The 21,345-nt window shown below is 61.1% G+C and carries 17 protein-coding genes and 1 riboswitch; of the genes, 11 read left to right on the forward strand and 6 right to left on the reverse strand.

The genetic code is table 11. From position 1 onward, the window contains the following. Window positions 1–210: 210 nt before the first annotated feature. The 7 genes from GE543_RS23030 to GE543_RS23060 are packed head-to-tail and all read left to right on the forward strand — an operon-like array spanning window position 211 to window position 8,335. Entirely contained in the window at window positions 211–1,968 is a 1,758-nt protein-coding gene (locus GE543_RS23030; RefSeq protein WP_003431977.1) for a carbamoyltransferase, read from the forward strand. After that, window positions 1,952–3,082 (forward strand): glycosyltransferase, encoded by a 1,131-nt coding sequence (locus tag GE543_RS23035; RefSeq protein ID WP_153222453.1) that lies wholly within the window; start codon window positions 1,952–1,954, stop codon window positions 3,080–3,082. Before GE543_RS23030 ends, GE543_RS23035 begins: the two co-directional genes overlap by 17 nt. Beyond that, a complete protein-coding gene (locus GE543_RS23040) occupies window positions 3,082–3,978 on the forward strand; it encodes an antimicrobial resistance protein Mig-14 (RefSeq protein WP_153222454.1) in 897 nt (298 codons plus the stop codon). The genes GE543_RS23035 and GE543_RS23040 overlap by 1 nt, the downstream gene beginning before the upstream one ends. Then, window positions 3,975–5,384 carry a PIG-L family deacetylase gene (locus GE543_RS23045; RefSeq protein ID WP_153222455.1) on the forward strand — a complete coding sequence of 470 codons (1,410 nt, stop codon included), beginning with the start codon at window positions 3,975–3,977 and terminating at the stop codon, window positions 5,382–5,384. The genes GE543_RS23040 and GE543_RS23045 overlap by 4 nt, the downstream gene beginning before the upstream one ends. A gap of 30 nt (window positions 5,385–5,414) precedes the next feature. Beyond that, window positions 5,415–6,371, forward strand: a complete 957-nt coding sequence (locus GE543_RS23050) for a glycosyltransferase (protein ID WP_003414423.1) — start codon at window positions 5,415–5,417, stop codon at window positions 6,369–6,371. Between the two features lie 31 nt (window positions 6,372–6,402). After that, the gene (locus tag GE543_RS23055; protein WP_004409433.1) at window positions 6,403–7,176 is read left to right on the forward strand and encodes a glycosyltransferase family 2 protein; all 774 of its coding nucleotides are present in this window, start codon (window positions 6,403–6,405) and stop codon (window positions 7,174–7,176) included. Continuing rightward, a complete protein-coding gene (locus GE543_RS23060; RefSeq protein ID WP_153222456.1) occupies window positions 7,166–8,335 on the forward strand; it encodes an O-antigen ligase domain-containing protein in 1,170 nt (389 codons plus the stop codon). The genes GE543_RS23055 and GE543_RS23060 overlap by 11 nt, the downstream gene beginning before the upstream one ends. Window positions 8,336–8,382: 47 nt before the next feature. Here the strand turns inward: GE543_RS23060 and GE543_RS23065 are convergent, their stop codons facing one another. Then, window positions 8,383–9,021 carry a toluene tolerance protein gene (locus GE543_RS23065; RefSeq protein WP_003414428.1) on the reverse strand — a complete coding sequence of 213 codons (639 nt, stop codon included), beginning with the start codon at window positions 9,019–9,021 and terminating at the stop codon, window positions 8,383–8,385. A gap of 115 nt (window positions 9,022–9,136) precedes the next feature. On the opposite strand from GE543_RS23065, the gene msbA reads away from it, so the two are divergent. Both msbA and hldE read left to right on the forward strand, forming a co-directional pair. Then, window positions 9,137–10,939 (forward strand): lipid A export permease/ATP-binding protein MsbA, encoded by a 1,803-nt coding sequence (gene msbA / locus GE543_RS23070; protein ID WP_153222457.1) that lies wholly within the window; start codon window positions 9,137–9,139, stop codon window positions 10,937–10,939. A gap of 124 nt (window positions 10,940–11,063) precedes the next feature. Further along, on the forward strand, window positions 11,064–12,485 hold the full coding sequence (hldE, locus tag GE543_RS23075; protein ID WP_032697722.1) for a bifunctional D-glycero-beta-D-manno-heptose-7-phosphate kinase/D-glycero-beta-D-manno-heptose 1-phosphate adenylyltransferase HldE: 1,422 nt from the start codon (window positions 11,064–11,066) through the stop codon (window positions 12,483–12,485). 65 nt (window positions 12,486–12,550) lie between these two features. Here the strand turns inward: hldE and GE543_RS23080 are convergent, their stop codons facing one another. Genes GE543_RS23080 through GE543_RS23095 form a run of 4 tightly spaced genes read right to left on the reverse strand, consistent with a single transcriptional unit; the run spans window position 12,551 to window position 15,918 of the window. Beyond that, entirely contained in the window at window positions 12,551–13,513 is a 963-nt protein-coding gene (locus GE543_RS23080; RefSeq protein WP_153222458.1) for a metal ABC transporter ATPase, read from the reverse strand. Window positions 13,514–13,549: 36 nt separating this feature from the next. Then, window positions 13,550–14,365 carry an aldo/keto reductase gene (locus tag GE543_RS23085; protein WP_153222459.1) on the reverse strand — a complete coding sequence of 272 codons (816 nt, stop codon included), beginning with the start codon at window positions 14,363–14,365 and terminating at the stop codon, window positions 13,550–13,552. After that, window positions 14,362–15,537 (reverse strand): FAD-binding oxidoreductase, encoded by a 1,176-nt coding sequence (locus GE543_RS23090; protein WP_153222460.1) that lies wholly within the window; start codon window positions 15,535–15,537, stop codon window positions 14,362–14,364. The genes GE543_RS23085 and GE543_RS23090 overlap by 4 nt, the downstream gene beginning before the upstream one ends. A 48-nt stretch (window positions 15,538–15,585) precedes the next feature. Continuing rightward, complete coding sequence (locus GE543_RS23095) at window positions 15,586–15,918, reverse strand: SMR family transporter (RefSeq protein WP_003346798.1); 333 nt, start codon at window positions 15,916–15,918, stop codon at window positions 15,586–15,588. 69 nt (window positions 15,919–15,987) lie between these two features. On the opposite strand from GE543_RS23095, the gene waaA reads away from it, so the two are divergent. Continuing rightward, window positions 15,988–17,268, forward strand: coding sequence for a lipid IV(A) 3-deoxy-D-manno-octulosonic acid transferase (waaA, locus tag GE543_RS23100; RefSeq protein WP_153222461.1), 1,281 nt, complete (start codon window positions 15,988–15,990; stop codon window positions 17,266–17,268). A 158-nt stretch (window positions 17,269–17,426) separates the two neighbouring features. Here waaA and GE543_RS23110 read toward each other — a convergent pair whose 3' ends face one another. Next, entirely contained in the window at window positions 17,427–18,866 is a 1,440-nt protein-coding gene (locus GE543_RS23110) for a TolC family outer membrane protein (protein WP_003414440.1), read from the reverse strand. 167 nt (window positions 18,867–19,033) lie between these two features. Further along, window positions 19,034–19,138: riboswitch (TPP riboswitch) on the forward strand. Window positions 19,139–19,292: 154 nt separating this feature from the next. Between GE543_RS23110 and thiC the strand changes: the two genes are divergently transcribed. Next, window positions 19,293–21,182 (forward strand): phosphomethylpyrimidine synthase ThiC, encoded by a 1,890-nt coding sequence (gene thiC / locus GE543_RS23115; protein ID WP_003414443.1) that lies wholly within the window; start codon window positions 19,293–19,295, stop codon window positions 21,180–21,182. Window positions 21,183–21,345: the final 163 nt, after the last annotated feature.

The raw sequence follows: 21,345 nt of genomic DNA on the forward strand, positions 1-21,345 counted from the left end.
GCAACGCCTTAGATAAATATGCAGCGTGGCGAAAGAGACGTTTCGTACACCGTCTGGCGGGCCGCCTTCAGTGACATTTCAGCGCGTCGAGCCAATCCTTGGTCATTACGTTATAATCCCGCCCTTTAGCTGCCCTCAGCTCGCTGTGCGGGGGCACACCTTTTCTCGGGCGCCCTGCGCCTGCATGCAGACTAAAGAGGCTAGACACTAGTGGCATTGACGATCCTTGGCCTGTCCGGCGCCCTTAGCCATGATCCTTCCGCAGCGCTTTATATCGACGGCAAGCTGATAGCAGCGGCCGAAGAAGAGCGCTTCGTTCGTGACAAGCACGCAAAGAACCGCATGCCCTACGAGTCGGCGAAGTTCTGTCTGGAACAGGCAGGCATCAAGCCTTCGGACGTTGACGTGGTCGCGATTCCGTTCGCCCCGATCAGCCTGTTCGGCAAGGCCCGCTGGCATTACGCCAAGCGTTACTGGTACGCACCGGATCGCGCCCTCGATGCGCTGCTGATGGGCAATCGCCGTTACAAGCGCTACCGCAACAAGATTGTCTGGTGCCTCGAGCAACTGGGCTTCGATCCGAAGAAGATCAAGATCGAGCCGGTCGAGCACCACCTGGCCCACGCTTCCAGCGCCTACCACTGCTCCGGTTTCACCGAGAAAACCGCGATCATGGGCATCGACGGCAAAGGTGAGTACGCCACGACTTTCTTCGGCTATGGCGAAAACGGCAAGATCCACAAGATCAAGGAATTCTTCGATCCGGACTCGCTGGGCGGCCTTTACGGCGCGATTACCGAGTTCCTCGGTTTCGAGATGCTCGACGGCGAATTCAAGGTCATGGGCATGGCGCCGTACGGCGATGCCAGCAAATACGACTTTTCGCGTCTGGCGACCTTCGAGAATGGTGAGCTGGTCATCAATACCGAGCTGGCCAACGTCATCGGCCTGCGTCGCTACAAAGAGAACGGCAAGGGCTTCTATTTCTCGCCGAAGCTGATCGAATGGCTCGGCCCGAAACGCGTTGGCGACGTGGCTGATGAACCCTACATTCACTACGCCGCGAGCATGCAGGCGCTGTTCGAAAAGCTCGCGCTGCAGATGATGGATCACTACCTGGGTGACATCCTCAAGGAAACCGGCAAGATCGCTTTCGCCGGTGGCTGTGCGCTGAACGTCAAACTCAACCAGCGCATCATCGCCCGCCCTGAAGTCAAAGAGCTGTTCGTGCAGCCTGCGTCCGGCGATGCCGGTACGGCGGTGGGCGCTGCGGCCTATGTTTCGCACGCCCGCGGTGTGCCGGTCGAGAAGATGGAACACGTCTACCTCGGCCCTGCGTACAGCAACGAAGACGTGATCGCGGCCTGTGCCCGTCACCCGAGCAAGCCGGTCTGGCGCCAGATCGACAACACGCCGGAGCGGATTGCCGAGATCATGGTCAAGGGCAACCCGGTTGCCTGGTTCCAGGGGCGCATGGAATTCGGTCCGCGCGCGCTGGGCGGTCGCTCCATCATCGGTTGCCCGAGCGTCACCGGCGTGGCCGACCGCATCAACCATCAGATCAAGTTCCGCGAGCGCTGGAGGCCTTTCTGCCCGTCGATGCTCGACACCGTCGCCCCGCAGATGATCAAGATCGATCACCCGGCGCCGTTCATGACCTTCACCTTCGAAGTGGCCGAAGAGTGGAAAACCCGCGTTCCGGAAGTCGTCCATGAAGACGGCACCTCCCGTGCCCAGGTGCTCAAGCGCGAATACAACCCGCGCTACTACGACATGATGAAAGCGCTGGAAAACCTGACCGGCAATGGCGTGTCCCTGAACACCTCGCTGAACCGCCGTGGCGAACCGATGATCTGCTCGCCGACCGATGCGCTGAACATGTTCTTCGGCTCGGACCTCGAGTACCTGATCATGGAAGACATCCTGGTGGTCAAAGAGGGCGTCGAGGCTTATGACACGCTCGGTTGAACGTCACGTACTGCAGTTCTGCCACGGCTATGACGGGCCGTTTCTGGACTGCGCGCGGCAATACGCCAGCCTGTTCGCCGGCAAGGGCTATCGGGTAACGACGGTGTTTCTGACCGGTGCCGCCGATCCGGATGTCGTCGCTGACTGCGGTTCGGACGAAGTGCTGTTCATGGAGTACAGCTCCAGTGCCATTCGTGGCCTGAAGCTGGGCGCCATCCGTGACCTGCGCAAGATCGCCGCGACGCGTTCGTTCAGCTTTTGCATCGCGCACCGCTTCAAGCCGGTGTACATCGCCCTGCTGGCAACGAAGCTGCCGGTGATCGGTGTGCATCATGCGTTCGGCGATTACCACCGGCGCAGTCGCAAGCTGTTCGCCAACCTGTTTCGCAAGCGCCTGAGCCTGCTCGGTGTTTCCGACGCGGTTCGCGACGACATGCGCAGCAGCCTGCCCAAGTGGTCGGCCGAGCGCATTCAGACGCTGTACAACCGGATCGATGTCGAGCAACTGCAGGGCAGTCAGTTTTCCGCTGAAGATGCCCGCGCAGAGCTGGGCCTGTCGGCGTCGGCCTGGATCGTCGCCAATGTCGGTCGCCTGCATCCCGACAAGGATCAGGCCACGCTGTTGCGCGGTTTTGCCGAAGCGCTGCCTGATCTTCCCGAGAACAGCCAACTGGTGATTCTCGGCAAGGGGCGTCTGGAAGAAGACCTCAAGGCGCTGGCGCTGGAACTGGGCATCGGCCCGCAGGTGCTGTTCCTTGGGCAAGTGCCTGACGCGCGCCGCTACTTCAAGGCCTTCGACGTGTTCGCCCTGAGCTCGGACCACGAACCGTTCGGCATGGTCCTGCTGGAAGCGATGGTCGCCGGTGTGCCGCTGGTTGCAACCTCATGCGGCGGCGCCAAGGAAGTGGTCGAAGACGTTGGCCTGCTGTTCCCGCTCGGTGATGTGCACAGCCTGGCACACGGCCTGGTGCACATGGCCGGTCTCGATGCCGAACAACGTCAGGATTGTGCCGAGCGCATGCTGCTGCGCTTGCGCGAACGTTTTTCCGATCACGCTGTGCGTAATGTCTTCTGGCGTCTGCCACAAGTCTCCAGCCTGACAGCGGGGGCCTGATGCTCAATCGATTCAAGGGCTGGCGCGAGCGTGGCTGGGTGCAGATCGATGCGGCTGCCTACGAGCAGGCCTGGCAGCGGTTTGGCGGCAGCGTCGCCACTCATCCGCTGGTGGTCGCGCGCCTGTCGGCCTTTTCCGGCATCGCTTTACGTTACTTGGCCTGGGAGCAGGGCGGTGAAGTGAAGGCGGCGATTGCCACCTGGGGGCGCTCGCTGGCGCTGTCCAAGGACGAGCTCAAGCGCCACGGCAAGAAAGGGTTGTTCGACCTGGGTAATGCCGAGCTGATTCTGCCGGTGGCCGATGATATCCAGGTGCCGGTCCGGCATCGGGCTCGCTATGTGTCGTCGCTCAACGAAGGCCGCATCAGTACCTTCAAGCCACAGACCGAATCCCTGGCGATGGCGCGTACGCCTGAAGAACTGTCCAAGAAATTTCGTTACAACCAGCGTCGTGAGCTTCGCTTGCTCGAAGAGGCCGGCGGTACGGTAAGGCCTGTCAGCGAGTTCAGCAGCGCCGAACTGGCGAGTATGTACTGCGATCTGTTTCAGCGTCGCTGGGGCTTCGAAGCGACCGGTGCCCGGCACAAGGCCGAAGTCATCGAACTGTTGCGCGAGCTGCTGATCGGTTCGGTGGTGTTTCTCAACGATGCGCCGATTGCCATTCAATTGGTGTATCGCGTCGAAGCGCCGCAGTGGGTCAGCATCGAGTACGTCAACGGCGGTGTCGATCCCGAAACCCGTGATTTCAGCCCGGGCAGCGTGCTCAGCTTCGTTAATACCCAGTCTGCCTGGGAGAACGCCCGCGCACTGGGCAAATCACTGCGTTTTTCCTTCGGTCGTGCCGACCGCGAGTACAAGGACCGATGGTGCAACCCCGTTCCGGTGTTCCAGATTTGAGTCGCAAGCAGCAATTGCTCAAACGCCATCGCCGTAACAAGCGGCTGGCGTTGCTGGGTGGGCTGCTCCTGTTGATCGCGGTGGGCGTGCTGGTGGCCTGGTGGCTGGCCCCGCTGCTGGCCGTGTGTGCCTGGGTCGCTCATGAGGCCTGGTTCGCCGATCATCTGTTCTATTCGCCGTCTGACGACTATCAGTACACCTTCGCTGCCGACAGCGAAGTGCCGGGCGTGCGCCTGGATGGCGGCACGTTGCTGATCGACCCCGCTGTGCAACTGAACGGCGACGAGACGCTGATACTGGCGCTGACAGTCAAAAGCACCTGGCTCGGGCGTTTTCTCGACCCCGTGGTCGATCTGCAAGGTCAGGGCCTCAACGACCAGCAGGCATTCGAGCGCGGCGTCTGCGGTGTGCGTTATCTGAACCTCACCGGGTTGGGCGAGCCGCTGGCCGCAGGTGTGCTGAAACTGCGCGGGCGTTGCTGCCGTCTGGCCGGCACGCCGCGGCTCTGGCTGTTTCGTCAGCCGGATGCGCGAAAACAGCGTGTCATGGTCATCGCACCGCACGCCGACGATGCCGAGCTGGCCGCCTTCGGGCTGTACAGCCAGGCCGAGGAAGCGTGGATCATCACGCTGACCGCCGGTGAGATCGAGGCCGAGCATTATCGGCAGATGGGCATGGAGCGCGCCGAAGCTGCGCGCATGAAAGGCCGCTTGCGGGCCTGGGACAGTATCGCTGTGGCGCGCTGGGGCGGGGTGCCCGAGTCGCAGTGTGTGCAATTGGGCTATTTCTGCCTGCAACTGCCCGCCATGCAGGCCGCGCCTGACACGCCGATTGGTTCGCGCGAGGCGGATCTGACCGATACCCGCCTGTTCCGTCAGTTCAATACCCTGCCATTGCCCGGCGACAACGGTCAGCCGACCTGGAATAACCTGCTCGCCGACCTGCGCGCGCTGATTCTCAAGGCCCGGCCGCAGGTTGTGGTGATGCCGCACCCTGCCATCGACCCTCATCCCGATCACATCTGCGCCCAGGCTGCGGTGCGTGAAGCCCTGCTCGGGCTCGAATGGCAGCCGGACGTGGTGCTCGGTTATGCCAATCACCTGCACGACAACGACCGCTGGCCGATGGGCGATGCCTACAGCGGCATCAGCCTGCCGCCGGTATTCGATGCCACGCTGGCGCTGGTGCCGTACAGCCTTCAATTGTCGGTCGCCGCGCAACGCGACAAGGCCATGGCACTGGGGATGATGCATGACCTGCTGCCACCCATGCCGCTCAAGCGCCGTGTGCGCCGTGTGCTGCAGCGCGTTCTGGCCGGTCGCCATTGGCCAGCCGAGGGCGAAAACGAATTCTTCCGCAAGGCGGTGCGACGACACGAGTTGTTCTGGTGCAGCCGTGATCTCTGATTCAGCAGGCGCAGTACTGCAAGGAAAACCATGAAAGTTCTACTGCTGGTCCAGAAAGAGCAGCGTGCGATTCTGGACCGTCTCTACGACGGCATCGCCGCACATTGTGAATGCGAAGTGCGCTGGCTGAGCTCTGCGGAGCAACGCAACCTGCGTGGTTATTTCCGCCGTGAGGTGGACGTCAGCCGCTATGACCGGATCGTGTTTTTCCTGCGTTTCAAGCAGGAAGTGCGTCAGGTCGGCTTCATCCGCACGATTCCCAATCTGGTCATCCTCGAACACGATGCCTACCAGAACTACATTCCGTGCAAATACACCGGCAAGTTCAGCGCGCACTACCGCAAGCTGCCCTGGGCGCGGGTGATCTGTTCGGGGTTCATGGTCAGCGAGCGTCTGCGTCAGGAAGGCTTCGATGCGGTGTTCGTGCCCAAGGGCTATGACCAGAGCCTGCTGCAGTTGCAGGCACGCGAGCGTGACATCGAACTGGCCTTCGTGGGCAGCACCAACAGCGTGGCCTACAGCGGCCGCAAAGCGTTACTGGACGAGTTGGGCCAGGTCGAGAATCTGCTCGTCACGCGGACCAAGTCCGGCGAAGAGTATTGCGACACCCTGAACCGCATCCGTTTTTTCGTCAGTGCCGACGTGGGCATGGGCGAGTACATGATCAAGAATTTCGAGGCCATGGCGTGCGGCTGCGTGCTGCTTGCCTTCGACCAGGGCGCTGAAGAAAACCGCGCGCTGGGCTTTGTCGACATGCACAACATCGTGCTCTATCGCGACATTCCCGAACTTCGCGAAAAGCTGGCGAAATTGCGCGATAACGTCACACTGGCCAGTGAAATATCTCGTAATGGGCAGACTTTGGTCGAGGAACGCTTTACATTCCATGCCCTTGGAAAAGCCATCGTGGATGCCATGCATGCGCCACTGCGCAGCATGCCGGCGGCGAGCTGGATCGATCGCCTGCGGTCACGATTGGGATGGTAGGGAATTATGAATATTCAATGATTGGGAACGAATGATGGTATTCAGCGAAAACAGCGACATTACGCTGGTCGTCACCAGTTGTGGTCGATTCGACCTGTTGAAGCGCACCCTGGAAACGTTCGACCATTTCAACACTGCGCCCATACGCCATGTGCTGATTACCGAAGACTCCGGCGATGACCGGGTTCAGGCCTGCATTCCCGAGCACTGGCACCCGCATACGCGCTTCATCATCAACAACCCCAAGCTGGGGCAGATGCGCTCTGTCGATGCGGCCTATTCGCTGATCGAAACGTCTTGGGTGTTCCATTGCGAAGACGACTGGGATTTCTACCGTCCGCACTTCATCGAAGAGTCGATGACGCTCCTGGAACACGACCCTCAGGCCTTGCAAGTCTGGTTGCGCAGCTACAATCATGATCTGCGTATCCACAGCCCTTACGTTTACCTGAACGAGCGTGAAGTGGTCGAGGGTATCCCGTTTTACAAACTGGGCTCGCACAAGCCGGAATGGCAGGGGTTTTCCTTCAATCCGGGGCTGCGCCGCCTGGCTGATTACCTGCAGCATGCGCCTTATGCCGAACACGGTGGCGAGAAGAAACTTTCACAATTATTCGCTGCGCAAAACCGTTACGCTCTGATTCTGGAAAATGATGCCGTGTTGCACACCGGGTTTGGTGAGCACGTGGAGGTGCCGCAGGAGCGGCTTGATAAACAGCGTCGCAAACGTCGGGATCGCATCAAGCTGATCGTCGCTGTGCTCGCTGGCCTAGTAGCAGGTTGGTTGCTTAATAATGTCAGTTGACCCGATAAGAGTACCCGGCAGCAAAGTACAGCAGTACTTCACGGCTGCCATCGTCATCTTCCTGCTGAGCTTCATCCTCAACCCCTCAGCCAAGATCACCAATAACCTGTTTTATGCATTCACGGCGCTGCCGGGCTTGTTCTTTCTGATCAAGTATCGAGCCGCTGGCGTGTTTGCCAAGCCTCTGGGCATTGCCTGGGCGGTGTTCATGGCTTGCTTTCTGGTCCCGGCGCTACAGGCGCAGGAGTTCCAGTATTACAAGCACATCATCTATGTCAGCCTGTTTGTCTTTGTCGTGGCGGGGATCACCGACAACGGCTTCTTCAGGCGCGGAGTCTTCGTGCGCAGCCTGTTCTGGGCGCTGTGCCTGTACATCCTGCTCAGCAGCATTCACAGCTGGGTGACCGGGCAGTTCGAGTTCGGCCAGCGTGTGGCGATTTTGCCGGGGCGAATGGAAAACGTGATCTACGCCAGTGCCTGGCTGGTCTGCAGCCTTGCGTTGGCCATGCCGCTGTGGGCAAAAGAGCGTCGCTGGGTCGAGGCCGTCTGCGCCGTCTTCGTCACGCTGGTGATAACCGCCTTTGTCGTACAGACACGCACTGCGCTGGTGGGTTGCGCCGTTCTGTTTGCCGTCTGCACCGCCTATTCGCTCTACCGTTTCCCACTACGCACGATCGTGGCCTTGTTGGCGCTGGGCGTCGTGGCGGCAGCCGCCTTCTGGTTCGTCAAGGATGAACAGTGGGTCGCCCTGCTGATGGTCAGAGGGGATTCCTACCGCATCGAGCTGTTTGAAATCATGACCGGTGAATGGCGTCGCTGTGGCTGGATGCTCGGCTGCGGTGTGGATTTCTACACGACCCAGACCCTGACGGGCGGCATACCGATCCAGCACCCGCACAATATTTTCGTGTCGCTGGGGCTGTATACCGGTGCCGCTTCGCTGGTGATGTTTCTGGTCGTGATGGCGATGACGCTGTGGGACTCGGTGCGCAACGGCGATGCCTGGGGTCTTTACCTGGTGTGTGCGCTGGTCATGCTTAACTTCGACGGCGGCCAGCTGGTCGGCAATCCCGACGAGCTCTGGGTGCTGGTGCTGTTACCGGCGACCATGGTGCTCGGGCGAGTGGCGCAGACGCATCGACTCAGGCAGCAGCAATAGCCTCAAAAAAATGGCCGCTTCGAAAGCGGCCATTTTTCATGGGCTGGTTATTGAACAGCCTGGGCCAGTTCAGAGGTGTCACAGAGGGTCTGCGCGCTCATGTAGCCATCGAGGAAGGCCGGGTTGCCGTTGTCCAGCAGCCATTGGCGGTCTTCCTGATAGCGCAGCATGTGTTTGAAGTTGCGCAAGCGAAGGCTTTTGCGCAAGGCGCGGCGATAGGTTTTCATGTCGGCGATGTCAATCAGGCCGAGGCTGCCTTCGGGCGTGAGGATCACGTTGCCAAGATGGGCCGAGCGAAAGTAGATGCCCTTTTCGTGCAACCCGGCAATGAAGCTTCCCAGTTGCCTGCGCAGCTTGTCGTCGGCCACCGCACTGCCCAGCAGCTGGCGCAGGGTGAAGCCGGCCAGCGGATCATAATGCACGGCATCGCGCTCGATCTCGGCGATGCGGCTGACCGAGCGTATGCGCGGGCAGGGAATGCCGCGTTTGGCCAGCGTTTCACAGTTGTCTGCGAAGCGCTGCGCGTAGGGATACCAGGCTGCTGAGCTGACAAGGCGTTTGCGCCGAAACAGTTTCAGCATGGAGCCGTCACGCAGGCGGAGTACCTTGTCGCCCGTGCCGTCGGCTTCAAGTACTTCGGCACCTTGAACCCGTTCAAGGTAATGGGCGTGGTCAAGCGCTTGCATCGATACTCCGGTTTTTACGCCCTTGGGAATGGACGAGCCGCCTATGTTACCGCAGCAGGCAGCCGCGAAAACCGCTGTGATACAATTCGGCCTCTTTTTAACACGACGGATTCTCATGACAACTTCCGAATCGTCCACAACCTCCAGCGTGAAAATCTATTTCCGCCTGTTGTCTTATGTGCGTCCGTATGTGGGCATTTTCCTGCTCAGCATCATTGGTTTCGTGATCTTCGCCTCGACCCAGCCGATGCTCGCCGGCATCCTGAAATATTTCGTCGACGGCCTGACCAATCCTGAAGCGGTGCTGTTCCCCAATGTCCCTTATCTGCGCGAGTTGCAGCTGTTGCAGGCCGTGCCGCTGCTGATCGTGCTGATCGCCGCATGGCAGGGGCTGGGTTCGTTTCTGGGCAACTATTTCCTGGCCAAGGTTTCCCTCGGGCTGGTGCATGATTTGCGCGTAGAGCTGTTCAACAAGCTGCTGGTGCTGCCCAATCGTTACTTCGATACGACCAACTCCGGTCATCTGATCTCACGTATCACCTTCAACGTCACGATGGTGACCGGCGCTGCCACCGATGCCATCAAGGTGGTGATTCGCGAAGGCCTGACCGTGGTGTTCCTGTTCATCTATCTGCTGATGATGAACTGGAAGCTGACGCTGGTGATGCTCGCAATCCTGCCGTTGATTGCCGTGATGGTCGGCACCGCGAGCAAGAAATTTCGCAAGCAGAGCAAGAAGATCCAGGTGGCGATGGGTGATGTCACGCATGTTGCCTCGGAAACCATTCAGGGCTATCGCGTAGTCCGCAGCTTCGGTGGCGAACCCTACGAGCAGGCGCGCTTTGCCCAGGCCAGCAACAGCAACACCAAAAAGCAGCTGCGCATGACCAAGACCGGCGCCATCTATACGCCGATGCTGCAACTGGTGATCTACAGCGCCATGGCGGTGCTGATGTTCCTGGTGCTGTTCCTGCGCGGTGAAGCGACTGCGGGTGATCTGGTTGCCTACATCACCGCTGCGGGCCTGCTGCCCAAGCCGATTCGTCAGCTGTCGGAAGTCAGCTCCACGATCCAGAAGGGCGTCGCCGGTGCCGAGAGCATCTTCGAACAGCTGGATGTGGAAGAGGAAGTCGACACCGGCACCATCGAGCGTGAGCGCGTGACCGGCCACCTCGAGGTTAAGAACCTCAGCTTCTTCTACCCGCAGACGGCGCGTCAGGTGTTGAACGACATCAGTTTCTCCGCCGCGCCGGGACAGATGATTGCCCTGGTAGGACGCTCCGGCAGCGGCAAGTCGACCCTGGCCAACCTGATTCCGCGTTTCTACGGGCACGACATGGGCAACATCCTGCTCGATGGCGTCGAAATCAACGATTATCGCTTGCGTAACCTGCGCAGGCACATCGCTCAGGTCAATCAGAACGTCACGCTGTTCAATGACACGATTGCCAACAACATTGCCTACGGCGATCTGGCTGGTGCGCCGCGTGCCGACATCGAAGCGGCTGCCGCTGATGCGTACGCCAAGGAATTCATCGACCAGTTGCCACAGGGTTTCGATACCCAGGTGGGCGAAAACGGTGTGCTGCTGTCCGGCGGTCAACGCCAGCGTCTGGCCATTGCCCGCGCGCTGCTCAAGAACGCTCCGTTGCTGATTCTTGACGAAGCCACCTCGGCGCTGGACACCGAGTCCGAGCGGCACATTCAGGCGGCGCTGGATCACGTCATGAAGGGCCGTACCACGCTGGTCATCGCCCACCGCCTTTCGACCATCGAGAAGGCCGACCTGATTCTGGTCATGGACGCCGGGCAGATCGTCGAACGCGGTACGCACTCGGAGCTGCTGGCGCAGCACGGCTATTATGCCCGCCTGCATGCCATGGGGCTGGACGAGCCAGCGCCTGCCGGCGCTGTTTGACCTCATTATCAGGCGGGCTGACACAGCCCGCCTGCCTTTCAGCGGTGTGATTCAACAGCCTGTCGGTTGCAAACCCCTGTGCTAAGATTCCGCCCCTGTCCATTTTTCAAGTACGGGTTGTTCCATGAAGCTATCCATGCCGCGCTTTGATCAGGCCCCTGTCCTGGTGGTGGGCGATGTCATGCTCGACAGATACTGGCATGGTGGTACCTCGCGTATTTCCCCTGAAGCGCCAGTGCCTGTGGTCAAGGTCGATCAGATCGAGGACCGTCCGGGTGGCGCTGCCAACGTGGCCTTGAACATCGCTGCGCTGGGCGCACCGGCTTCGCTGGTCGGTGTGACGGGGGATGACGAAGCTGCCGAGAGTCTGACCAACAGCCTTAAGGCTGCTGGTGTGCTGGCGCGCTTTCAGCGCATCGCCGATCAGCCGACCATCGTCAAACTGCGTGTCATGAGTCGCCACCAGCAACTGTTACGCATCGATTTCGAAGAACCGTTCAGGACCGACCCGCTGGCCCTGAGCGCAGAGGTCTACAGCTTGCTGGATGGCATCAAGGTGCTGGTCCTCTCGGATTACGGCAAGGGCGCACTGAAAAACCATCAGGCGCTGATTCAGGCCGCCCGCAAGCGCGGCATTCCGGTGCTGGCCGACCCCAAGGGCAAGGATTTCGCGATCTATCGCGGTGCCAGCCTGATCACACCGAACCTCAGCGAATTCGAAGCCATCGTCGGCCATTGTGTCGATGAGGCACAACTGGTCACCAAGGGTGCGCAGTTGATGCAGGAGCTCGATCTCGGCGCGCTGCTGGTGACCCGTGGCGAGCATGGCATGACCTTGCTGCGTCCTGATCAGCAGGCGCTGCACCTGCCGGCCCGAGCCCGCGAAGTGTTTGATGTGACCGGTGCTGGTGATACGGTGATTTCAACCCTGGCGGCAGCGATCGCTGCCGGCGAAGAGTTGCCGCATGCGGTGGCGCTGGCCAATCTGGCCGCGGGCATCGTGGTCGGCAAGCTGGGTACCGCGGCCATCAGCGCCCCCGAGCTGCGCCGGGCCATTCAGCGTGAAGAAGGCTCCGAGCGCGGCGTGCTGGGTCTGGAGCAACTGCTGCTGGCGGTCGATGATGCACGCGCGCACAAGGAAAAAATCGTCTTCACCAACGGCTGCTTCGACATTCTCCACGCCGGTCATGTGACCTACCTTGAGCAGGCGCGCGCCCTGGGTGATCGCCTGATCGTTGCCGTCAACGACGATGCGTCCGTCAGCCGCCTGAAAGGGCCCGGTCGACCGATCAACAGCGTTGAGCGGCGCATGGCGGTGCTGGCAGGTCTGGGGGCCGTGGACTGGGTCATCAGCTTCCCGGAAGGAACCCCGGAAAACCTGCTGACCCACGTCAAGCCCGACGTGCTGGTCAAGGGCGGTGATTACGGTGTCGATCAGGTGGTCGGTGCCGATATCGTTCAGGCGTACGGCGGCGAAGTGCGTGTGCTGGGGCTGGTGGAAAACAGCTCCACCACCGCCATTGTCGAGAAGATTCGAGCCCAGTAACCGCAACGTTGCCGCTTGAATGCCGGCGTGCTCAAGGTTTCAGCGCCTTGTCGCCGCCGGCCGACTTACTTGCTCAGGCTGCCGCGCGCTATCTGCAGCAGCTCTCGGGCCTTGCCGGTCAGGCGTTTCAGCCCTGACTTCTTCGCCGGTGGGGCCATGCCCTGCTGACGCAGCCAGTCCTTCCAGCGAATCCGCTCTTCACGCACCACCCAGCCATCCTGCGCGGCGAAGCTCTCGGCCAGGTACAACCCTCTCGTGCCGGCCGGGATCAGCTTGTCGCGTTTGAGCGTGTACAGCTCGGGCAGGGGCGCGCCATTCTCCAGCGGCATCAGGTACAGGTCAGGTTTGCTGCGGTTGAGGCGGGCGACCAGTTGATCGTTTTCCAGAGCTTCGTCGACATGGAAAAGGCTGACCGGGCGCGCCTCCTTGGGGATTTCCAGGCGCATGTCGTAAATCAGTTGCAAGGACGCCGTGGGCAAATGCACATAGGCCCGCGGGCGCTCCAGCAAGGTCAGGCTGCCGGTTCGCACCGGTCTCGCGGCGCCGGAGAGGGGGCTCAGGCGAAAGGGCATGGCCTCGCGATAGTGCAGCGCGGCGGCGTAGGGCGCAGGCAGCCAGGTATCCTTGAACAGCCCGCTGAGCCAGCCCTGCGGTGTTTCGATCAAGCACTCTTCGGCCACTTCCTGAATCGCGGTGTGCAGCGGCAGTGTCAGCTCATGGGCCGGGACATAACCCGAGATCAGCTTGAGCACGACGTCGCCGCGATCCTGACGACGCTGGCGAACCAGCACCCAGTAATCGCGATTCTGCCAACTGACGGTCAGGCGAACGGAGACCCCCAGATTGGCCAGTTCGGTGGAGAAACGTTCGGTGTCCGGCACGTCGATCTTGCGCCGCCGCTGCAAGGTCTGCGCGAAGTTCATCGGCATGCCGACGCTCTGGTAGCTCAGGCTTTCCGCAGTGGCCTCGACAAACAGCGGCAGGGTCTTGAAGTTGCTGGGATTCTTCCGGATCAGTGTTCGCGGCATAACGGCTCCTTCTTGCGTTGGGGTCGGCCGCCTCAATCAGGCTTGACGGCAAATCACGGCAGCGGCAGTTGCAACGTTGTGTGCCAGGTGCAACGGGTTGATGGTGCCGACAATAGCACTGGCAACCGCCGGATGTTCAAACAGTAGCTGGAAACTGGCGTGGACCGGGTCCATGCCGGGTGTCAGGCAGACATGACCACTGGCCAGTGCTTTCTTGACCAGAATGCCTTTGCCATGCGCCTGCGCGTAATCCAGTACCGGTTTTTCATCCTGCTCGTTGAGGTTGTAAGTGACCATTGCGCAGTCACCGTCACGCAGCGCCAGCAGGCCGCCTTCGACGGTCTTGCCGGAAAAGCCGAAGCCGCGAATCTTGCCTTCGCGCTTGAGGTCGGCGAGCGTCTGATACACCTCGGCGTCGTTGAGGATCGCCAGATCGTTGCCGTCCGAATGCACCAGAACCAGATCGAGAAAGTCAGTTTCAAGACGTTTCAGGCTGCGCTCGACCGATGTGCGTGTATGGGCGGCGCTGAAGTCATGGTTCGACTCGCCGTTGACGAATTCCTCGCCAACCTTGCTGACGATCACCCAGTCCTGGCGCTGACCGCGCAGCAGCGGCCCCAGGCGCTCTTCGCTGGTGCCGTAGGCGGGGGCCGTGTCGATCAGGTTGATGCCCATGTCGCGGGCCATGCGCAGCAGCATCTGCGCCTGCTGGTCATCGGGAATCTTGAAGCCGCTGGGGTATTTGACGCCCTGGTCGCGCCCCAGTTTGACGGTGCCCAGCCCCAGCGGCGATACGTTCAGGCCGGTACTGCCCAGCGGGCGATGCAGATCGTGCAGGGTTTTCAGGCTCATGGCAGCAGTTCATCCCAGACAGGTATGGCCATCGGAGGCCGTGGCACATCGCTCAGCGCAGCTTGCGGGGTCGGGTGGATGCCGTCTCTGGACAGCTGCGACAGGACCCGGTCGGCGAAGTCCGGTGCCAGCGCCAGCTTGGTCGGCCAGCCGATCATCAGGCGTTGCTGGCTGTCGAGGAAGGCATTGTCCGGGCGCACCAGCCCTGATTGAGCCGGCTCGGCACGATCAACACGCAGGGTCGCCCACTGCGCCTGACTCAGGTCGACCCACGGCAGCAGCGCCTCAAGCTCTTTGCGCGCGACGGCGATCTGCGCGTCCGGTTGGCGCGCCACGCCATCGGCTTCGGCCAGATCGCCGCCAAGATACCACACCCACTGGCCATCTGCGGCCGGGTGTGTGGTCACGGTAATGCGTGGCTTGGGCCCGCCACCCAGGCAATGAGCGTACAGCGGCTTCAAGGTCGGCCCCTTGACCAGCACCATGTGCAACGGGCGGCGCTGCATCTGCGGTTGCGACACGCCCAGTGCGTTCAGCAGGTCGGCATTGCCGCCACCGGCACTGAGCACGATGCGCTGCGCATGGATATCGCGACCATCGACGCGCAGACCGATCAGTTCATCGCCCTCGAAGAGCGGCTCGATGTGCTGACCGGCCAGCAGGCTGTCACCGGCCAGCTCGGCAAGCCGCCCGATCAGGCTGGGTACATCGATCACCAGCTCGGCCAGTCGATAGACCTTGCCTTTGAATTTGGGATTTTGCAGGGCTGGCGGCAGTTGCTCGCCCTTGACCTGATCCACACGGCCGCGCACGGCCTTGCTGGCGAAGAAACTGGTGAGGTTGCCGGCGATGGTGCCTGGCGACCACAGGTAATGGGCCTCGGACAGCAGGCGTACACCGGACAGGTCCAGCTCGCCCTTGCCATCGAGGGCCTCACGCCAGCGACGCGGCATGTCGGCAATGGCTTCGGAGGCACCCGACAGCGCGCCGTGCAGCGCGTACTTGGCGCCGCCGTGGATGATCCCCTGAGACTTGAGGCTTTGCCCGCCACCCAGGCTGGCGCTTTCTACCAGCACTGTCGAGAACCCTTGACGACGCAACCGGGCATTGAGCCAGAGACCGGCGACGCCAGCCCCGACAATCAGCACGTCAGTGGAAATAACCGATGGCATGAGCACCTCAGTGAGCGAAAAGTACCAGCATTATAAAGGATCGGGTTTTCAATGCCCGGCGGTTTTCGAGAACAGCTGAATGACTGCCACGCCTGCCACGATCATGCCCATGCCCAGCAGCGCGGGCAGGTCGAGTTTCTGGCCGTAGATGAAGAACGCCGCGATGCTGACCATGACGATGCCCATGCCCGACCAGATGGCGTAAGTGATGCCCACCGGGATCGTGCGCATCACCAGAATCAGCATCCAGAACGCGATCGCATAGCCGGTAATCAGCAGCACCAGGGGCAGCGGGGTGCTGAATCCCTTCACGGCTTTCATGGACGTGGTGGCGATGACTTCCGCGCAAACGGCGATAGCCAACAGGTAATAAGCGTTCATGGTGCATTCCTTTTCGTCAGGCTGCGCATTCTAGCGACTTGTGATGGCGGGCTGATAAACTCCGCGCCCATGAATAGAACTCTTTATACCGTACTGTTTCATCTCGGCCTGCCGCTGGTTGCTCTGCGTCTGTGGTTGCGTGCGCGCAAGGCTCCGGCGTATCGCCAGCGCATCGGCGAGCGCTTCGCCCGCGGTTTGCCGGTCATGCAGCGGGGCGGTATCTGGGTGCATGCGGTGTCGGTGGGTGAAAGCATCGCCGCAGCGCCGATGATTCGCTCGCTGCTGGTGCAATATCCGCAATTGCCGATCACTGTGACTTGCATGACGCCCACAGGTTCGGAGCGAATCAAGGCGCTGTTCGCCAGTGAACCGCGAATTCAGCATTGCTACCTGCCCTACGACCTTCCGTGGGCGGCCGCTGGTTTTCTCGATCAGGTACAGCCACGGCTGGGGATCATCATGGAAACCGAGCTGTGGCCCAACCACATCCATCAGTGTTCCCTGCGCGGGATTCCAGTGGTGCTCGCCAATGCGCGGCTGTCGGAGCGTTCGGCGCGGGGGTACGCGCGTTTTGCCGGGCTGACGCGACCGATGCTCACGGAAATGGCCTGGTTCGCAGTGCAGACTGAAGTTGAGGCGCAGCGCTTTCGTGATCTGGGCGCACGTCCCGAGTGCGTGGCGGTGACCGGCTCGATCAAGTTCGACCTGAGCATCGACCCGCAGCTTCTGCAGCGTGCCGCCCAGCAGCGTGAACAATGGCAGACCACGCAGCGTCCGGTCTGGATCGCGGCCAGCACACATGCGGGCGAGGATGAAAGCGTGCTGGCGGCTCATCGCACGTTACTGACCAGTCACCCCGATGCGCTGCTGATTCTGGTGCCGCGCCACCCCGAACGTTTCGACAGCGTGCATGCGTTGTGTCAGCAACAGGGGTTTGCGACGGTAAGGCGCTCATCCGCGCAGGCTGTCACGCCTGACGTCTCGGTGCTGATGGGCGATACCATGGGGGAATTGCTGTTTCTCTATGCGCTGGCTGACATCGCGTTCGTTGGCGGCAGCCTGGTGCCCAACGGCGGGCACAACCTGCTGGAGCCTGCAGCACTGGCCACGCCGGTACTCAGCGGCCCGCACCTGTTCAACTTCCTCGAGATCGCCGCCATGCTGCGCAAGGCCGGTGCGTTGCAAGAGGTCAACGATGCAGCAGCGCTGGCCGCCGCCGTGCAGGGTCTTTTCGACCAGCCGCAGCAGGCGCGCAACATGGCCGATGCCGGGCTCGCGGTGATGAAGGCCAATCAGGGCGCGCTGCAACGCCTGCTCGACGGGATCGGGCGGTTGATGAGCAGACGCTGAATCGGGGAGGACGCGGAGCGTCCGGAACGGCATACCCACGCGGAGCATGGGTACGATAGTGGTTTCCAGACGCCTTGCTTCTTTCACGCTCGTCCAGACACCTATCGTTCCTCACGCTCCAGCGTGGGAATGCATTTCGTGACGCTCTGCGTCACCTGTCAGCGCTTTGCAGGTCGCTCGAAGTTCTTCTGCGCAGCAGTCGCCAGGTCCGGCGGCAGGAAGTCCTTGTCCGGGTTGTAGTCGGCCTTCAGGTAGCGCGACAGGTCCTGCAGGTCGCCCGGGTTCAGGGTGCCTGCTGCCTGCTTGAGGCGCAGGTTGTCGAGGATGTAGTCGTAACGCGTGTTGTTGTAGTCCCGCACCGAGGCATACAGCTGGCGTTGCGCATCCAGCACGTCGACGATGTTGCGGGTGCCGACCTGATAACCGATTTCCGTGGCTTCCAGCGCGCTCTGGTTGGAAATGATCGACTGCTTGCGGGCCTGGACCTGCTCCACATCGGTGTTCACCGCGCGATGCAGGTTGCGGGTGTTTTCCACCACCTGACGACGCAGGCTTTCACGGCGCTGCTCACTTTGGCTCAGGCGCGCATAGGCTTCGCGTACCTGTGAACTGGTCAGCCCGCCGCTGTAGATCGGGATATTCAACTGCACGCCGATGCTGCGCTGCTCGACGTCGCCGCCGTAATTGCGGCCGGTGTAGTTGGGGTTGCTGAAACCCAGTGCGTCGTTATCGCCACGCTGATAGGTCGCCACGGCATCGAGCGTCGGCGCGTGCCCGGCCTTGCGCTGACGCAGGGTTTCTTCGGCGGCATTGACCGCGTAGTTGCTGGCCAGCAGATTGAGGTTCTGCTGCGCGGCGGTATCGACCCAGGCCTTGGCATCGTTGGGCGTCGGCGCCAGCACCGGCAGGGTATGCACGATGCCTTCGATCGAGTTGTATTCGCGGTTGGTCAGCGTTACCAGCGCCTGAAAGGCATCGTCCACCTGACGCTGGGCGATGAGTCGGCTGGCACGTGACGTGTCATAGCTGGCCTGCGCCTGCAGCACATCGGTCTTGTCCGACAGGCCGACATCGAAGCGCTCGTTGGCCTGATCCAGTTGGCGCTTGAAGGCCGCTTCCTCGGCCTTGGTCGAGGCCAGATTGTCCTGTGCACGCAGTACGCTGAAATAGCTTTGCGCCGATTGCAGGATCAGATTCTGCTCGGTAGCCGATAGCTCGAGCGCCGCCTGTTCGTTGCTCGCTTCGGCAGCCTGCAACTGGAACCAGCGGTCAGCGCGGAAGATCGGCTGGCTCAGCGTGGCCTGGTAGAGATTGCCGCTGCGGGTGGCCACGGCTCTGGGCTGATCGATGCTGGTTCGGGTGCTGCTGTTCTGGGCGCTGCCGGAAATGTTCGGCAGCAAACCGGCGCGGGCCTGCGGCACGGCTTCCTTGCGCGCATCGTAATCGGCGCGTGAGGCTGCGAGGTCGGCGTTGTTGTCCACAGCCTGCTGATAAACGCTCAACAGCCCTGTCTGCGTTGGCATCGGCAATTCGGCTGCCCAGGTCAACCCGCTGGACGCAAACGAAACAGCCACGACCAACGAAAGTTTGCGCAACATGAGGCATTCCCTGTTCATGAAGAAAATAATTACAGTTCGGGTTGAAGAGAAACCGGGCTAGGGAGTGTAGAGCCAGACGCTTTTGGCAACAATCGTCGATTTGCGCCATTTATCGAGCCCCGTGCAAATAGGCTGGCGTTGCGACGGCACCCCGTCATAGACTGGCGGCGTTCTTGTCGGGGTGCCTTGCTATGAGGCTGAGATCGGTTAAACCGGATCCCGTTGAACCTGATCAGGTTAGCGCCTGCGTAGGGAACAAGATTTCTCGTCTCCCGGCGAGTCCTCTTGAGTGCCGTCCGGGGTCGATTGTTCAAATAATGAACAGTTTCGCCTCCTTTCGATACTCAGCACCAGCACTGGTGCACCCGTCCGTCATGTCAGGTCACTCCGACAATAAATCCGCAACTGGATGTCTGGAGAGCCGTGATGAGTATAAAAGCAAAAAACGCAGCCCATTTGAGCGAGTCGGCGCAGGTCGATTCCGGATCGGTACAGCCGTTTACCCGTTCGCAGAAAATCTACGTTCAGGGCTCGCGCCCGGACATCCGCGTGCCGATGCGCGAAGTCACCCTGGATGTCACCCCGACTGACTTTGGCGGCGAGATCAACGCCCCGGTCACGGTCTATGACACCTCCGGCCCCTACACCGATCCCAATGTGATCATCGACGTGCGCAAAGGCCTGGCTGACGTGCGCTCGCCATGGATCGACTCGCGCAATGACACCGAGCGTCTGCCGGGCCTGAGCTCCAACTTCGGCCAGCAACGCCTGAGCGATGCCGAACTCACCGCGCTGCGCTTTGCCCATGTGCGCAACCCGCGCCGGGCCAAGGCCGGCGCCAACGTCAGCCAGATGCACTATGCGCGTCAGGGCATCATCACCGCCGAGATGGAATACGTCGCCATCCGCGAGAACATGAAGCTCCAGGAAGCCCGCGCCGCAGGTCTGCTGACCCAGCAACATGCCGGACACAGCTTTGGCGCGAGCATCCCGAAGGAGATCACTGCCGAGTTCGTGCGTGAAGAGATTGCCCGTGGCCGCGCGATCATCCCGGCCAACATCAACCACGTCGAGCTTGAGCCGATGATCATCGGTCGCAACTTCCTGGTGAAAATCAACGGCAACATCGGCAACAGCGCACTGGGTTCTTCCATCGAAGAGGAAGTCGCCAAGCTGACCTGGGGTATCCGCTGGGGCTCGGACACGGTCATGGACCTGTCCACCGGCAAGCACATTCACGAAACCCGTGAGTGGATCATCCGTAATTCGCCAGTGCCGATCGGTACGGTGCCGATCTATCAGGCGCTGGAAAAAGTGGGGGGTGCAGCCGAGGACCTGACCTGGGAGCTGTTCCGCGACACGCTGATCGAGCAGGCCGAGCAGGGCGTCGATTACTTCACCATCCACGCCGGGGTGTTGCTGCGTTACGTGCCGCTGACCGCCAAGCGGGTCACCGGTATCGTCAGCCGTGGCGGTTCGATCATGGCCAAATGGTGCCTGGCGCACCACAAGGAAAACTTCCTTTACACGCATTTCGAAGACATCTGCGAAATCATGAAGGCCTACGACGTCAGCTTCTCGCTGGGCGATGGTCTGCGTCCTGGCTCGATTGCCGATGCCAACGATGCGGCGCAGTTCGGTGAGCTGGAAACCCTGGGCGAACTGACCAAGATTGCCTGGAAGCATGATGTGCAGACCATGATCGAAGGCCCCGGCCATGTGCCGATGCAGTTGATCAAGGAGAACATGGACAAGCAACTGGAGTGCTGCGACGAAGCGCCGTTCTACACCCTTGGCCCGCTGACCACCGACATCGCGCCGGGTTACGACCACATCACATCGGGTATCGGGGCGGCCATGATCGGCTGGTTCGGCTGCGCCATGCTGTGTTACGTCACGCCCAAGGAGCACCTGGGGCTGCCGAACAAGGATGATGTCAAAACCGGGATCATCACCTACAAGATCGCAGCCCATGCGGCGGACCTTGCCAAAGGTCATCCGGGTGCGCAGATCCGCGACAACGCGTTGAGCAAGGCGCGGTTCGAGTTCCGCTGGGAAGACCAGTTCAACCTCGGCCTGGACCCGGACACCGCGCGTTCGTACCACGACGAAACCCTGCCCAAGGATTCGGCCAAGGTCGCGCATTTCTGCTCCATGTGCGGGCCGAAATTCTGCTCGATGAAGATCACTCAGGAAGTCCGCGAGTACGCCGCCAATCAGCGCATCGAGGCGGTAGACGTCGACGTCGCCAAGGGACTGGCCGAACAGGCCGAGCGCTTCAAGCAGGAAGGCAGCCAGTTGTACAAGAAGGTGTAAAGGGCGATAGCCCGTCGTTATACACAGTTCCGCTTTGATTCTGCCCGAAGGGCATAGGAGCGACCGGGGCGGCGATCCCGCATTGTTCGCGAAAGGGCTTGGCTTCTGCCCGAAGGGCGTAGGAGCGAACTTGTTCGCGAAAGCTTTATTCCGGGCGATACAT

The sequence above is a fragment of the Pseudomonas sp. SZ57 genome (assembly GCF_009495975.1).
GTDB classification, from domain to species: Bacteria; Pseudomonadota; Gammaproteobacteria; order Pseudomonadales; family Pseudomonadaceae; genus Aquipseudomonas; species Aquipseudomonas syringae.

Excerpts from the sequence above, each read along its gene's own strand:
- GE543_RS23035 (WP_153222453.1), top strand. The coding sequence starts at position 1,952 with ATGACACGCTCGGTTGAACGTCACGTACTGCAGTTCTGCCACGGCTAT.
- GE543_RS23040 (WP_153222454.1), top strand. The coding sequence starts at position 3,082 with ATGCTCAATCGATTCAAGGGCTGGCGCGAGCGTGGCTGGGTGCAGATC.
- GE543_RS23050 (WP_003414423.1), top strand. The coding sequence starts at position 5,415 with ATGAAAGTTCTACTGCTGGTCCAGAAAGAGCAGCGTGCGATTCTGGAC.
- GE543_RS23055 (WP_004409433.1), top strand. The coding sequence starts at position 6,403 with ATGATGGTATTCAGCGAAAACAGCGACATTACGCTGGTCGTCACCAGT.
- GE543_RS23060 (WP_153222456.1), top strand. The coding sequence starts at position 7,166 with ATGTCAGTTGACCCGATAAGAGTACCCGGCAGCAAAGTACAGCAGTAC.
- GE543_RS23065 (WP_003414428.1), bottom strand. The coding sequence starts at position 9,021 with ATGCAAGCGCTTGACCACGCCCATTACCTTGAACGGGTTCAAGGTGCC.
- msbA (WP_153222457.1), top strand. The coding sequence starts at position 9,137 with ATGACAACTTCCGAATCGTCCACAACCTCCAGCGTGAAAATCTATTTC.
- hldE (WP_032697722.1), top strand. The coding sequence starts at position 11,064 with ATGAAGCTATCCATGCCGCGCTTTGATCAGGCCCCTGTCCTGGTGGTG.
- GE543_RS23080 (WP_153222458.1), bottom strand. The coding sequence starts at position 13,513 with ATGCCGCGAACACTGATCCGGAAGAATCCCAGCAACTTCAAGACCCTG.
- GE543_RS23085 (WP_153222459.1), bottom strand. The coding sequence starts at position 14,365 with ATGAGCCTGAAAACCCTGCACGATCTGCATCGCCCGCTGGGCAGTACC.
- GE543_RS23090 (WP_153222460.1), bottom strand. The coding sequence starts at position 15,537 with ATGCCATCGGTTATTTCCACTGACGTGCTGATTGTCGGGGCTGGCGTC.
- GE543_RS23095 (WP_003346798.1), bottom strand. The coding sequence starts at position 15,918 with ATGAACGCTTATTACCTGTTGGCTATCGCCGTTTGCGCGGAAGTCATC.
- waaA (WP_153222461.1), top strand. The coding sequence starts at position 15,988 with ATGAATAGAACTCTTTATACCGTACTGTTTCATCTCGGCCTGCCGCTG.
- GE543_RS23110 (WP_003414440.1), bottom strand. The coding sequence starts at position 18,866 with ATGTTGCGCAAACTTTCGTTGGTCGTGGCTGTTTCGTTTGCGTCCAGC.
- thiC (WP_003414443.1), top strand. The coding sequence starts at position 19,293 with ATGAGTATAAAAGCAAAAAACGCAGCCCATTTGAGCGAGTCGGCGCAG.